This is a genomic window from Vibrio sp. Vb339, from assembly GCF_902751245.1.
Lineage (GTDB): Bacteria > Pseudomonadota > Gammaproteobacteria > Enterobacterales > Vibrionaceae > Vibrio > Vibrio coralliirubri.
Genome location: NZ_CADDIS010000004.1, coordinates 97,745 through 111,421, shown reverse-complemented (window position 1 = coordinate 111,421; position 13,677 = coordinate 97,745). Strand labels below are relative to the sequence as shown.

The window sequence follows — 13,677 nt, the reverse complement described above, 5'->3', positions numbered from 1 at the left end:
CAGCAGGGGCTTTTTTGTGTCTATTGATAGGCCTTTGTAAGTTGCTGCAGGGAAATTGGCTTTGAGCTTGTTTTTTTGGGGAGGGGGGGAAAGGGGTTCAGATTCAAGGAACTATGCCAATATGACGAAAACGTGCGGAACAGACAAAGAACATGAGTAGCGGAAGTGTGTCATCACGACAAATATTAAGAGATGTAACTTATCCAAAGGTTGGATTAACCTAAAGCTAACTAATTGATTCTATTTGGATGTGAGGAGTAATGACCAAGTTCTTTGAACCCGTATTGGAGCCTGAGATTACTTTGCAGCAGAAACAGAGAATGGCGAACGAATGCGAAGAACATGTATCGACCAATTGTTTAGGCTGTGCTGCTTATCTGGTTTGTGAGCGTCATGCTGAAGTATGGGATCACTGATGTTTGAATGATTTAGCTCGATTAGTTATTTGTAGTGGCGGGTTAGTGTTTAGGAAGTTGAGGGTTGTTTTAGAAGACACGTTTAGCAAGAGATAAAGCTCAGAAACGAAAAAAGCCAACTCAATGAGTTGGCTTTTCGATTTTCCAATTAAGGAGAATATGGTGGAGGGAGACGGATTCGAACCATCGAAGGCAGTGCCGGCAGATTTACAGTCTGCTCCCTTTGGCCACTCGGGAACCCCTCCAGGGTGTGTCTTACTCTTCACAAAGTAAGCCTAAATTGATGTTTTCCCATAAGCCCATCAATCAGGTTGTTCTCTTAACTCTTAAAAGAGGTAAGAAGAATATGGTGGAGGGAGACGGATTCGAACCATCGAAGGCAGTGCCGGCAGATTTACAGTCTGCTCCCTTTGGCCACTCGGGAACCCCTCCAGGGTGTGTCTTACTTTTCACAAAGTAAGCCTAAATTGATGTTTTCCCATAAGCCCATCAACTAGGTTGTTCTCTTAACTCTTAAAAGAGGTAAGAAGAATATGGTGGAGGGAGACGGATTCGAACCATCGAAGGCAGTGCCGGCAGATTTACAGTCTGCTCCCTTTGGCCACTCGGGAACCCCTCCAGGGTGTGTCTTACTTTTCACAAAGTAAGCCTAAATTGATGTTTTCCCATAAGCCCATCAACTAGGTTGTTCTCTTAACTCTCGAAAGAGGTAAGAAGAATATGGTGGAGGGAGACGGATTCGAACCATCGAAGGCAGTGCCGGCAGATTTACAGTCTGCTCCCTTTGGCCACTCGGGAACCCCTCCAGGGTGTGTCTTACTTTTCACAAAGTAAGCCTAAATTGATGTTTTCCCATAAGCCCATCAATCAGGTTGTTCTCTTAACTCTTAAAAGAGGTAAGAAGAATATGGTGGAGGGAGACGGATTCGAACCATCGAAGGCAGTGCCGGCAGATTTACAGTCTGCTCCCTTTGGCCACTCGGGAACCCCTCCAGGGTGTGTCTTACTTTTCACAAAGTAAGCCTAAATTGATGTTTTCCCATAAGCCCATCAATCAGGTTGTTCTCTTAACTCTATAAAAGAGATAAGAAGAAATATGGTGGAGGGAGACGGATTCGAACCATCGAAGGCGGAGCCGGCAGATTTACAGTCTGCTCCCTTTGGCCACTCGGGAACCCCTCCAGGGTGTTTTTTCCTAACTCATAATGGATAGGCTAAAGAGATGTTTTTCCCAACGCATCTCTCAAGTGCGGAGCGCATCATAGCAAACACGCTAAACCTGTAAAGGGTTTTTCTTATGGTTTTGTGTTAAATGCTGCCTTTTTGGGCAAAGATGGCGAAAAGTACGCATATTGCTCGTGAAGTGAACATCTGTACTAAGGTTTACGTACTGATAGATAACACCTTGAGGTGACTGGCTTTCTGTATTGTGTTCAATGTGTCTAAAACATGATGAAACGTAAACGGAATTTAATCTAGATTTACACTTCTTGACGTTACAGTATTCATTAGTTGATAGAATACGGTTAATTTCATTTATAGATAATAAATCTTACTTGCAGACCATTATTATGAAGCATAAATCTGTTTTAACCCTGCTTAGCTTGTCTATTCTTATGGCGTCTCCAGCCGTACTTGCTAAACGTATGGGCCCTAGCACTGTCACTGTTGTTACTGAGCAGGTTGATATTCACCAAGTTAGCCAATCTCTTTCGTTGGTCGGTAAGTTAGAAGCCGAGCAATCGGTAATGATCACTTCTGAAGTGGCTGGCAGAGTGGACTCTATCAACATTAAAGCTAATCAAGATGTCACTAAAGGGCAGATGTTGGTTCAGCTTGATGACGACAAAGCGAAAGCGGCGGTTGCAGAAGCGCAAGCTTATCTAAAAGACGAGCAACGTAAGCTAGCGGAATTTCAACGCCTAGTGAAACGTAACGCGATCACGCAAACTGAAATTGACGCTCAGAAAACGAACGTAGAGATCGCCAATGCTCGTTTAGCTGCTGCAAATGCCAACTTGAAAGATCTTCACATCAGCGCGCCATTCTCGGGCACTGTTGGTTTTATCGACTTTAGCCGCGGTAAAATGGTGACAGCAGGTACTGAACTCGTGACCCTAGACGACCTATCGGTAATGCAATTAGATCTGCAGATCCCGGAGCGCTACCTTTCTAAACTGTCTAAAGGTATGAAAGTAACGGCTCGTACTAGCGCATGGGGCGCCACTCAGTTCACTGGCACTGTAGTAGGCATTGATTCTCGTATTAACGCTGAAACCTTGAACCTTCGAGTTCGAATTCACTTCGACAACAATAATGATTATCTAAAGCCAGGTATGTTAGTGGCGGCGGATATGGACTTCCCACCAGTAGAAGCGCCAATCATTCCAGTTCAAGCGCTTGAGTATTCAGGTACAAAGCGCTTCGTTTATGTTATTGACGAAGATAACAAAGCAACTCGTACAGAAGTATTCCTTGGCGCTCGTATTGATAACGAAGTCGTGATCGACAAAGGCATCGAGATTGGCCAGAAGATCGTGGTGCAAGGTATCGTGAATATGCGTGACGGTGTCTCGGTTCAAGAGCTTACTGTTAATCGCCCGGCTGATGCAGCAAGCGATAAAAAAGTACAAGAAGGCGCTAACTAATGTTGTTATCTGATGTTTCTGTAAAGAGACCAGTAGCGGCCGTCGTATTGAGCCTACTATTGGTTGTGTTTGGTATTGTCTCTTTCAATAAGCTCGCAGTTCGTGAGATGCCAGATATTGAAAGCCCGGTGGTATCGATCAGTACTCGCTATGAGGGTGCGTCTGCCACCATCATTGAAAGCCAAATAACTTCCAACCTTGAAGACCAGTTATCCGGTATTAGTGGTATCGATGAGATCGAATCCACAACGCGTAACGGTATGTCTCGTATCACGATTACTTTTGAGCTCGGTTACGACCTCAATACCGGTGTGAGTGATGTTCGTGACGCTGTAGCTCGTGCGCAGCGTTCATTGCCCGATGAAGCCGACGACCCCATTGTTTATAAGAACAATGGTAGTGGTGAAGCCTCTGTCTACATCAACTTAAGTTCGACAGAGATGGACCGAACGCAGTTAACCGACTACACCGAACGTGTGTTGATTGACCGCTTTAGTTTGATCTCGGGCGTGAGCTCAGTGGATATCTCAGGTGGCTTGTACAAAGTAATGTATGTGAAGCTGAAACCAGCTCAGATGGCGGGTCGTGGCGTGACTACCTCGGACATCACTTCTGCTCTGAATAATGAGAACATTGAAAGCCCAGGTGGTGAAGTACGTAACGATGCGATTGTGATGTCGGTTCGTACTGCTCGTTCTTACACTGAAGCGGAAGATTTCGAATACCTAGTCGTTAAACGTGCCTCTGATAACACACCTATCTACTTAAAAGACGTAGCGGATGTTTACATTGGCGCGGAAAACGAGAACTCGACCTTTAAGAGTGACGGCGTTGTTAACGTAAGTATGGGTATCGTGCCTCAGTCAGATGCGAACCCACTTGAGGTGGCTGACTTAGTCCATAAAGAAGTCGAAGCAATTCAAAAGTTCTTGCCAGATGGTACTCGTTTAGCTGTCGATTATGACTCAACAGTCTTTATCGACCGCTCAATCTCAGAGGTATACAGCACACTCTTTATCACGGGTGGCTTGGTTATCCTTGTGCTTTATATCTTTATTGGTCAAGCACGAGCAACACTTATTCCAGCGGTAACCGTACCTGTATCTCTGATTTCGTCGTTTATTGCCGCGTACTACTTCGGTTTCTCTATCAACCTGATTACCCTGATGGCACTTATCCTGTCGATTGGTTTGGTGGTAGATGATGCGATCGTGGTGGTTGAGAACATTTTCCACCACATTGAACGTGGTGAGTCACCGCTGCTTGCTGCGTATAAAGGCACTCGTGAAGTAGGCTTTGCGGTAATCGCAACAACGCTTGTATTGGTAATGGTATTTCTACCAATCTCGTTCATGGACGGCATGGTTGGCCTCTTGTTTACCGAGTTCTCTGTATTGCTTGCTATGTCGGTGATCTTCTCGTCGCTAGTCGCATTAACGTTAACGCCAGTGTTAAGCAGTAAAATCCTAAAAGCGAACGTTAAACCAAACCGTTTCAACCTGTTTGTCGAGCGCGTATTTGGCAAACTTGAATCTGGATACCGATCGGTATTGCGCCGTGCTCTAAACTGGCGTTGGGCGGCTCCAATCATCATTATCGCGTGTATGGGCGGTAGTTATGGCTTGATGCAACAAGTGCCGTCGCAACTGACGCCACAAGAAGACCGTGGTGTTATCTTTGCGTTTGTTCGTGGTGCCGATGCAACCAGTTACAACCGTATGTCTGCCAACATGGACATCGTTGAAGAGCGTTTAATGCCATTGCTTGGTCAAGGCTTCTTGAAGTCATTCAGTATTCAATCACCAGCGTTTGGTGGTAATGCGGGCGACCAAACGGGCTTTGTAATCATGATCCTAGAAGATTGGGATGAGCGTGACGTTACCGCACAAGAAGCGTTGAACGAAGTTCGTAAATCGTTGAATGGCATTCCAGATGTGCGTGTATTCCCGTTCATGCCGGGCTTCAAAGGTGGTTCAAGTGAGCCTGTTCAATTCGTACTTGGCGGTTCTGATTACTCTGAACTTCAGAAGTGGGCAGAGCTCTTAAAGCAAGCGGCTGAAGATTCTCCAATGATGGAAGGCGCGGACATCGATTACTCTGAGAAAACACCAGAGCTATTGGTAACCGTAGATAAGCAGCGTGCAGCAGAGCTAGGTGTTAGCGTTTCAGATATTTCAGATACGTTAGAAATCATGCTTGGTGGACGTAGTGAAACGACCTTCGTTGATCGTGGTGAAGAGTACGACGTGTATCTGCGTGGTGATGAAAACAGCTTCAACAACGCGAACGATTTAAGCCAAATCTACATGCGCACTCAGTCTGGTGAGCTAGTTACACTCGATACGCTGACGCACATTGAAGAGGTGGCATCATCGATTCGTTTGTCGCACTACAACAAGCAGAAATCGGTGACCATTAAAGCGAACCTAATGGAAGGTTACACGCTGGGTGACGCGCTCGATTTCCTTGATGAACAAGCGATTGAACAGCTACCCGGTGATATTTCAGTGAGCTACTCTGGCGAGTCAAAAGACTTCAAAGAGAACCAATCAAGTATCCTAGTGGTATTTGCGCTAGCGATGCTGGTCGCATACTTGGTACTGGCCGCGCAGTTTGAAAGCTTCATTAACCCGCTGGTGGTGATGTTCACCGTACCTATGGGTATCTTCGGTGGCTTCTTAGGCTTGGTGCTGATGAGTCAAGGGCTCAACGTCTACAGCCAGATTGGTATGATCATGTTGATAGGTATGGTAACTAAAAACGGTATCTTGATCGTTGAGTTTGCTAACCAACTTCGTGACCGTGGTATCGAGTTTGAAAAGGCGATCATTGATGCTTCGGCTCGACGCTTACGTCCAATCATGATGACGGCATTCACAACACTAGCCGGTGCAATTCCATTGATTACTTCAACGGGCGCAGGCTATGAAAGCCGAGTGGCAGTGGGTACGGTTATCTTCTTCGGTATGGGCTTCGCGACATTGGTTACTCTGTTCGTTATCCCTGCGATGTACCGACTGATTTCTGGCTCAACACGCTCTCCGGGTCACGTGGAAGCGGAGCTTAATAAAGAGCTTAGCCATGACAACGTGGGAAGAACCTCTCACGGTTAGTTGGTAAAACTAAGGGCTAGACTATAGAAAGTTGTATAGCCCTTAAGTTTAAAGCTTGATAAAGAAAGCCCAGTAACTGGTGTCCAACTATTGGAGGCAGTTACTGGGCTTTTTGTTTGCTAAATATTGATGATTGAAAGCAGGAATGCGTTCAATCGAAAATAAAACTTCGCTCAGGATACGAACTCTTATTTGGTGTCCAATTTCTTAACTCTTTTTCGCTTGGCGAGCTTCAAACGCGGCCAATTGTTCAGGCGTCGCTTTCGGTTGATGGTTAGCTTTCCATTCATCGTAAGTCATGCCATAAACACGTTCACGTGCATCGTCTAAATCTAAATCGACTCCCATCAATTCAGCTTCTGCTGCATACCATTTGCTAAAGCAATTTCGGCAAAAGCCAGCCAAAATCATTAGGTCGATGTTTTGCACGTCTTTATTGTTGTCTAGATGAGATAATAGGCGACGAAATGAAGCGGCATCTAGCTTGTCTTGTTCTTCTTGAGTTAGTTGCTTGTATTTGAATTCAGCCAAAACTCTTTCCTTTTCAAGTTAATGATTATCCTTAATTAGAGTCTACACGGCTGCGAGATTGACGCCAATACTCATTCACTGGTTTGAGTATGTACCCCTCAGATTTCTAGGTCCTCATAGGATAATAAAATTACAACTAGACCGGTCGGTCCGTGTTGTGTATTATTCATTCAACACTTCAAATTAGACAATCAGATCATTGAAGCAGAAAACCGGAGAGAGGAGATCAAAGCATGACATTAGCATTTGAAACATACTTGGCTATTGGTTTATCGATGGCGTTGTTAAGCCTTTGGAAAACCTATTCAGGGCCTGCTATTGCCGCGTTTCTATCTTACTCCTACCCAGAAATGCTGTTGTTTAATTTAATCCCAGCGATGATTGCTGCGTATGCAGGTTGGAAAATTGCTCCCGTCTATTCAACTTTATTTAAGAAACAAAAAGGCGCTGTCTTTAAACCAAAACTCAGAAAATTCATGAAAAAATGGAATCAATACGGCCAACTTTCGATGGCTATTTTGGCTCCTGTCTTAGTCGGAATTCCGAGTTATACCTTTGTTTCGAAACGATTGAATCAAAGTGGCGTGAAAACATTTGGCATGCTGACATTGTCTATTTTAGGCTGGAGTAGCTTGGCTTATAGCTGTTTCGCATTCCTAGATGTTGGTCAGTATGTGGCGATAGAGAATATTATTCCCGAGTCTGTTCTTGAGAATATTCAGCAATAAATAGATTAATTTACACAACTTGCAGTGAGTAAAACGCAGTCTAACTCCTAACACCTATAGTGCTCATTTTGTTTCGTCGCCATTGGCGATTTGAAAGCTTGTTCCCCTAGATATCCTCATTGAGCTCTCGCTCGGTTTTAAGTACCAAACACTTCAACGACTCATTCAATGATCAAGTCATCTATATCTATACTGATACTTAAATCGGCTCTTACCGGTTCTTGGAGTATCAGTAACGGTCTCCCCAAAACTTGTCGAGCGTACGCGTTTTAACCCCTCACTAATCAGATCTATATTCCAGATCCCAATGCGTTTCACCTTCGAATATGTAAACCGATCAGTCTAATTTTGACAAAGTTGACAATATTCTGACTAGACCGGTCGGTTTGTTGCGTTTATTATGTATACAACGTCGAGACGACATAACTTTAAACGGTGAATTTCATATGAATAGATCAATCATTATTGCTGGTTCGAGTGGCTTAGTTGGACGAGAAACGCTGAGTACTTTATTAAGCAGTCAGAATATCAGTACTGTTTACGCACTGTCTCGACGTGAACTCAATACGCAGCATCAGAAATTGAAGCAGATAATTGACAGTAATCTAAGTGTTCCTGCAATCCATTTAGATTCAGATCTTCCGGACGTTGGGATCATCGCTTTAGGTAGCACGATTAAAAAATCGGGTACCAAAGATAAACTTCGTGCAATTGATGTTGACCTAGTCGTGTCGACCGCAGCAAACATGAAAGATCTTGGAGTGAAGCACTTAATCGTCGTGTCATGTCTTGGAGCTGATAGTAAAGCTCGCTCACATTACCTTCGCTGCAAAGGGGAGATGGAAAATGACGTTGAATTACTTGATTTTGAGAAAACGACTTTCCTACACCCGGGCCCGTTGGCGGGGGATCGACAGGAGAAGAGAGCTGACGAAAAGTTACTTCAAGGTGCTCTTAAGGTACTTAAGCCGATGATGATAGGCAGAATGAAAAAATATCGACCAATTCAAGCATCGAATATTGCAAACAGCATTTTGGTTCATTTGACATTTCCGAGCTCAAGAAAGGTGGAGAGATTAGATTCTCTCGACATGATGAAGCTAGCGTCTTAGCCCGATTTCGGCATGAGCGAGTACCTGCGATGTTTAAACCTGAATGTAGGAAGAGATACCAATGAGATACAAAGTAACATTTTTGTTGATGACTCTTGTGATGGCCGGGGAAGCGTTCAGTCACGAGCTAAAAGCCGAGTCTTCGCACGCGCAATTTGAATCGTGGGCATACGATGATTATCGAATGGTCGCAGAAAATACTCGCACATTATGGTTTGTCGACTATTACGATATTAGACACTTGAAAAGCAAAGAAGGTGATAGCGCACTTCTATTGACGTTTACGCCTGAGAAGTTAACACAAGGAAAAGTCACAACAGCCACGATTGAGGCGCTGGAAGAGTCAAACCCAGGCATCAATATGAAAGACTCAAATATCCAAAAACTAGTGGATAGCCTATCCATACCGCTGATTAAAGGCGATGTGATTGCCATTATCTACAGAGGGGAAACGATGCAGATTCAATATAACAATGACGTTGTGTATCAGGCTAAAGCATCTTCAAAACAGAGTGTTGCTTTAAGGAATATCTGGCTAGGCGAGACCCCTGTTGATGATTTGCTATAACAGCCAATTAAGGTGGGGCAAGTTCCTCATGATAATGGTGCTAACTTTGCCATCGTTCGTTGCTATAAGTGGAGAAAATATGATGACGAGAATTGAGAAAGCTGAGTACAGAGAGTTTGCGAAGGGACTTAAGTATGAGTTGGTATTTCGAAACTTAGGTAAACAGGTATTTTCTGAACTCAAACACAACCCGCCAGGCAGTATGACAGCAAACAGCTTGGACTTGCTCAGTAAAATGGAGCAACACAATACCGTTGTGATGAACCCTGTTCGCAAACAATACGGTGTTGATAGCACTATTCATTGTAAAGATAAGTTTTTCGCTAAGACAGTGACGTTGTCTTTGAAAGTGATGCCATATTTAGGGGCGAAATATTTAGAGGGCAGCGCAGAACGATTTGTTCATCAGCTTAAGGATATTCAAGCATCCAGCCCAGTCGGTTATGAAAAAGAAATGACTTATATGATAGAGCATGAAAAAGCGCTGTATGGGTACTTAGTCCATTTGAATGATGGTGACCTAAAGCGCGCCCACTCAGTTCTTGAAGACTTTGTTTCCGATCATAATATTCAATAGATTTGATTGTTTCGTTTTGTCTTCAATCATTTTCAAACTTTAAAGAGGTTATCTATGAAAAAACTGTCTTTAATTGCTTTGTGTGTTCTGCCCATTCTAGGTTGCGAAACGACCGTTGATCAGAACGCTCATCAATCTCAACTAAATGCCGTTGATGAGAGTGTGCTCATTGTTGATAAAAACGCTGAAGATAACGGGTTAGATAAAGTGTTAACTATCGACCATTCTCGATTAGCTGGACAGGCAAATGAATATTTAGCACCAAGTCGAGTGGACTTTTATACCGACGATAAGTTGAATACCCAGTTGCTCAAAGACAGCTTGCAAGTAGGGCTCGACTTGCCATTTCGTGTTTTGAATTATGTTGAAAATGGCGAGCAAAAAGTAATTTATACCGATGCTCAGTTTATTCAAAAGCGACACGGAATAATGGATAACGAGGCCCTTGAGCAGTACGCAGAAAAAACGGCATCGCTAACGAATGGGCTAGATAACATTGCACCAGTTCAGAGCGAAGGATTAACAAAGAACTACGGCATTGAAACATTAGTATCAGAGTATGATTTTGAAACGACACTGAACAATATTAAACGAGATGTTCTTGCTCAAGGTGACACGGTTTGGTTTATGAACTGGGATTTTAAGGCTAGAGCAGAAGCGATTGGGGAGTCACTACCTAATGCGACCCTGCTCGTTTTTGGTGGGCCAGCGCCAGGCGCAAAAGCAATGACCGATTTCCCAAGTATTGGATTGGATGCTTTTGGCCAAAAAGTATTAGTGACTGAAGAAAACGGTCAAGTGACGGTTGCTTACAATAATATTGTCGACATGTCTGAACTCCATTATCAAGACAATGCAATTTCTCATAAGGTCATCAACTTTCGATTGGGTAAAACTCTCGGCGGTGCGGTAGAAAAATAATTTATCGCCTTACGATTTATATCGATAATTAACATCTAATTAATTCACATTAATAAAAAGCCATGTTTTTAAAATTATGGTGTGGCTTTTTATTACCTAAAAACAACGGCTAATTTAATAGCCTAATTTTAACACTGCCATTTCGGCATTGAAATTTAACCATTGGAATATCATGAAAACACAACTTTTAACATTATCTTCTTTATTTGTTATTTCTTTTTCTAGTGTAGTATCTGCGAACGATACAACGAATTCAGAAAATGTAGAACAAGAGGTACAAGCTGAAAATAATTATCACAATCAAGATATCAGAAATGTTCAGAGTAGTATTAAAGCTGGATACGATACACAAGAGTTTGAACGATATGACGTGAATATAATAGGCGTTGAAGCTACCTACGGTATTAATGATAAAGCTAGCATCGGTTTAAGCTACGATACTCTTGATATTGACTTTGGTAATGATAAATTAAATGACCATTATGATAGAGAAGATGTCATTACACTATCTGGCCAATACAATATTTCAAATAACATTGTTATTGATGGTGAGTGGAATATCTCTGGAGACTACGACAATCTTACCGTCGGTGGTAACTACGTCGCTGATGCTGGCTTTGGTGCATGGAACGTGGGTGCCAACTATTCAACTGGTGATGTGAGCGACGGCTTTGACCTAGAAGCGGGCGTTTTGGTGCCATTTGGTAACATGTATTACCGCGGTGATTTTACTTACTTCTTGGATTCTGATGTCGACACTGTGTTTGAAAATGCTCTGGGTTGGACTAACGGCAATGTTGATGTGAATGCATCCGTAACTATGTATGAATTTGACGATACCTCTGTTGGTATTGAATTCGGTTACTATTTCTAAGTCGTAGGTAGATGAAATGAAAATCTTCAGTAAAAAGAGTTCGATCAAGCTTGCGGGTATCCTGTTACTTGCCCCAATTCTTAGCGGTTGTGTCGGTAGCAATTTCACGACAAAAAAGTTAATGGAATTCAACATAAAGGTTGTTGATAACCGCTATGCACGTGGCGGTGTTAACTTCTTATTGGTACCCGTTTATGGCTTTACAACATTGGCAGATTACTTCGTTGTTAACTCAATCGAGTTCTGGACGGGGTCAAACCCTTTCGACGGTACTCCGCATATCTTTGATAGTAAAGTCGAGACAATGATTGATATTAATAGCGATCTTGATCCTTCACTGCGTGATGCACCGATTGATCCTCTGACGTACCACAACATTGAAGACAGTCACATAAGAACCATTGACGAAAATACTATTGAGATGGAAGTGACTTATGTTGACGGCACTTCTTCAACGGTAACCGGCGTGAAGGAAGGTGCAAACGTTAAGTACTTTGTTGATGGTGAGTTTGTCTCTGAAACCTCTGTAGAGGCGTTATCAGAAGCGTTTGAAGTGAGCTCATAATCATCCATTGTTAAAGTGAACTTTATTGTTCGCCTATTATTTCTAAATATTTACGATTAATAATCAAGCTTTCAGGATATTAATATGAATCAATTTGGCGTGACTGGTTTTATTGTGAAAAGTAGCCTTACTAAAAAGAATATTCAACCTGTCGATGATATGTCTTATCCGGGGTGTAGTTTTTTAGTGCAAACAGATAACTTTCTAGTGTCATGTTGTTCATTAGATAAATATATTGATAATGCGTTTGAAACTCTGTTTAACACAAAAGGTAAAGTTAAACTGGAAGGGTTTTTGTTTGTAGATACTTATAGTGATAATGCGTCTTTGTCTGTAGTGACAAAAATAACACAGTGATAGCGATTAATAAGTGTCTTAATAGGGGCTTGTTATAAAGAAAAAGGACGAAGTTAACTTCGTCCTTTTTGTTATTGTAAACTTGTTAGTTAATGAACTTAAGCCAGCTCACCTGTTTGCGAGAAAGCTTCTAGTTTCGCAGCATAAGGTTGTAGGTCACCGATATTGAGATTTACCCACTCGTCATTGAAGTAAGTGTCTAGGTAACGCTCACCGCTGTCACACAGTAAAGTCACGATAGAACCTTTTTCTCCACGTGCTTTCATTTCACTGGCTAGCTGAAGCACACCGTACATGTTAGTGCCGGTTGATGCGCCAACCTTGCGGCCAAGAATTTCAGATAACCAATGTGTCGTTGCGATGCTTGCTGCATCTGGAATTTTACGCATTTCGTCAACCACGCCAGGAATGAAGCTTGGCTCTGCTCGTGGGCGACCAATGCCTTCAATCTTGCTGAATGTACTGCCTTTCACGTTCGCATTGCCGGTTTGGAAGTATTCGTGGAATACAGAGTTCTCAGGGTCGACAACACAAAGCTTAGTTTCATGCTGTTGGTAGCGAATGAAGCGGCCAATCGTCGCTGAAGTACCGCCAGTACCTGGGCTCATTACTACCCAAGCTGGAACTGGGTGATCTTCCATCTGCATTTGATTGAAAATCGAGTTCGCGATGTTGTTGTTACCACGCCAGTCGGTTGCGCGCTCAGCGTAAGTAAATTGGTCCATGTAGTGACCGTTCAGTTCTTCTGCTAAACGACGAGACTCATCGTAAATTTCATCTGAGCGGTCAACAAGATGCGCTTGGCCGCCGTAGAATTCAATTTGCTCAATCTTCTTCTTCGCTGTGCATTTTGGCATTACCGCAATAAACGGCAGGCCAAGTAGGCGAGCGAAATACGCCTCAGATACGGCAGTGCTGCCCGATGAAGATTCAATGATTGTTGTTTCTGGGCCAACCCAACCGTTACAGATAGCGTATAAGAACAGAGAACGCGCTAAACGGTGCTTTAAAGAGCCTGTAGGGTGTGTACTTTCATCTTTAAGGTAAACATCAATGCCTTCGATACTTGGTAGATCGAGCTTGATAAGGTGCGTATCCGCTGAGCGTTGGTAGTCCGCTTCAATTTTACGAATCGCGTTGTTAATCCATTGATGGTCAGTGCACATAAGCGTTCTCCTGATCGAGTGTAGGAATTCTTTGTAATTGGTATGGTTCTAATTTATCTATAATTCGAGAGAAAAACTTTGCCATATTTGCTTTGTTTTGC

The 13,677-nt window shown here is 43.0% G+C and carries 13 protein-coding genes and 6 tRNA genes; 11 read left to right on the top strand and 8 right to left on the bottom strand.

Annotation, left to right across the window (positions count from 1 at the left end; all coding sequences use genetic code 11):
- The first annotated feature begins 260 nt into the window (after nucleotides 1–260).
- The gene (locus HRQ85_RS18505) at nucleotides 261–416 is read left to right on the top strand and encodes a hypothetical protein (RefSeq protein WP_162926809.1); all 156 of its coding nucleotides are present in this window, start codon (nucleotides 261–263) and stop codon (nucleotides 414–416) included.
- A gap of 160 nt (nucleotides 417–576) precedes the next feature.
- Here HRQ85_RS18505 and HRQ85_RS18500 read toward each other — a convergent pair.
- The 6 genes from HRQ85_RS18500 to HRQ85_RS18475 all read right to left on the bottom strand — a co-directional run bounded on the left by HRQ85_RS18500 (nucleotide 577) and on the right by HRQ85_RS18475 (nucleotide 1,598).
- Nucleotides 577–661, bottom strand: a tRNA-Tyr gene (locus tag HRQ85_RS18500).
- Between the two features lie 102 nt (nucleotides 662–763).
- Nucleotides 764–848 (bottom strand) — tRNA-Tyr (locus HRQ85_RS18495).
- A 102-nt stretch (nucleotides 849–950) separates the two neighbouring features.
- Nucleotides 951–1,035: transfer RNA gene (locus HRQ85_RS18490), tRNA-Tyr, on the bottom strand.
- Between the two features lie 102 nt (nucleotides 1,036–1,137).
- Nucleotides 1,138–1,222 (bottom strand) — tRNA-Tyr (locus HRQ85_RS18485).
- 102 nt (nucleotides 1,223–1,324) lie between these two features.
- A tRNA-Tyr gene (locus HRQ85_RS18480) sits at nucleotides 1,325–1,409 on the bottom strand.
- A 104-nt stretch (nucleotides 1,410–1,513) separates the two neighbouring features.
- Nucleotides 1,514–1,598 (bottom strand) — tRNA-Tyr (locus tag HRQ85_RS18475).
- A gap of 389 nt (nucleotides 1,599–1,987) precedes the next feature.
- On the opposite strand from HRQ85_RS18475, the gene HRQ85_RS18470 reads away from it, so the two are divergent.
- Nucleotides 1,988–3,064: an efflux RND transporter periplasmic adaptor subunit gene (locus tag HRQ85_RS18470; protein WP_172380328.1), complete on the top strand. Its 1,077-nt coding sequence runs from the start codon at nucleotides 1,988–1,990 to the stop codon at nucleotides 3,062–3,064.
- Entirely contained in the window at nucleotides 3,064–6,177 is a 3,114-nt protein-coding gene (vexH, locus tag HRQ85_RS18465; RefSeq protein WP_050644645.1) for a vibriobactin export RND transporter permease subunit VexH, read from the top strand. Before HRQ85_RS18470 ends, vexH begins: the two co-directional genes overlap by 1 nt.
- A gap of 207 nt (nucleotides 6,178–6,384) precedes the next feature.
- Here the strand turns inward: vexH and HRQ85_RS18460 are convergent, their stop codons facing one another.
- On the bottom strand, nucleotides 6,385–6,708 hold the full coding sequence (locus HRQ85_RS18460) for a DUF1244 domain-containing protein (protein WP_017094028.1): 324 nt from the start codon (nucleotides 6,706–6,708) through the stop codon (nucleotides 6,385–6,387).
- Between the two features lie 233 nt (nucleotides 6,709–6,941).
- On the opposite strand from HRQ85_RS18460, the gene HRQ85_RS18455 reads away from it, so the two are divergent.
- The 8 genes from HRQ85_RS18455 to HRQ85_RS18420 all read left to right on the top strand — a co-directional run bounded on the left by HRQ85_RS18455 (nucleotide 6,942) and on the right by HRQ85_RS18420 (nucleotide 12,410).
- Nucleotides 6,942–7,436 carry a hypothetical protein gene (locus tag HRQ85_RS18455; protein ID WP_048614791.1) on the top strand — a complete coding sequence of 165 codons (495 nt, stop codon included), beginning with the start codon at nucleotides 6,942–6,944 and terminating at the stop codon, nucleotides 7,434–7,436.
- 446 nt (nucleotides 7,437–7,882) lie between these two features.
- Nucleotides 7,883–8,548, top strand: coding sequence for an NAD(P)H-binding protein (locus tag HRQ85_RS18450; protein WP_048609262.1), 666 nt, complete (start codon nucleotides 7,883–7,885; stop codon nucleotides 8,546–8,548).
- Nucleotides 8,549–8,609: 61 nt separating this feature from the next.
- The gene (locus tag HRQ85_RS18445) at nucleotides 8,610–9,116 is read left to right on the top strand and encodes a chalcone isomerase family protein (RefSeq protein ID WP_048616812.1); all 507 of its coding nucleotides are present in this window, start codon (nucleotides 8,610–8,612) and stop codon (nucleotides 9,114–9,116) included.
- Nucleotides 9,117–9,195: 79 nt separating this feature from the next.
- Nucleotides 9,196–9,693, top strand: a complete 498-nt coding sequence (locus tag HRQ85_RS18440; RefSeq protein WP_253918871.1) for a hypothetical protein — start codon at nucleotides 9,196–9,198, stop codon at nucleotides 9,691–9,693.
- 54 nt (nucleotides 9,694–9,747) lie between these two features.
- The gene (locus tag HRQ85_RS18435; RefSeq protein ID WP_172380326.1) at nucleotides 9,748–10,614 is read left to right on the top strand and encodes a DUF302 domain-containing protein; all 867 of its coding nucleotides are present in this window, start codon (nucleotides 9,748–9,750) and stop codon (nucleotides 10,612–10,614) included.
- Between the two features lie 172 nt (nucleotides 10,615–10,786).
- Complete coding sequence (locus tag HRQ85_RS18430) at nucleotides 10,787–11,488, top strand: hypothetical protein (protein ID WP_172380325.1); 702 nt, start codon at nucleotides 10,787–10,789, stop codon at nucleotides 11,486–11,488.
- A gap of 16 nt (nucleotides 11,489–11,504) precedes the next feature.
- Nucleotides 11,505–12,053, top strand: a complete 549-nt coding sequence (locus HRQ85_RS18425; RefSeq protein ID WP_048609267.1) for a DUF3332 family protein — start codon at nucleotides 11,505–11,507, stop codon at nucleotides 12,051–12,053.
- 84 nt (nucleotides 12,054–12,137) lie between these two features.
- Nucleotides 12,138–12,410: a hypothetical protein gene (locus HRQ85_RS18420; protein ID WP_048616802.1), complete on the top strand. Its 273-nt coding sequence runs from the start codon at nucleotides 12,138–12,140 to the stop codon at nucleotides 12,408–12,410.
- Between the two features lie 98 nt (nucleotides 12,411–12,508).
- On the opposite strand, the gene HRQ85_RS18415 is transcribed toward HRQ85_RS18420, so the two are convergent.
- Nucleotides 12,509–13,576 carry a PLP-dependent cysteine synthase family protein gene (locus HRQ85_RS18415; RefSeq protein WP_172380324.1) on the bottom strand — a complete coding sequence of 356 codons (1,068 nt, stop codon included), beginning with the start codon at nucleotides 13,574–13,576 and terminating at the stop codon, nucleotides 12,509–12,511.
- Nucleotides 13,577–13,677 lie beyond the last annotated feature (101 nt).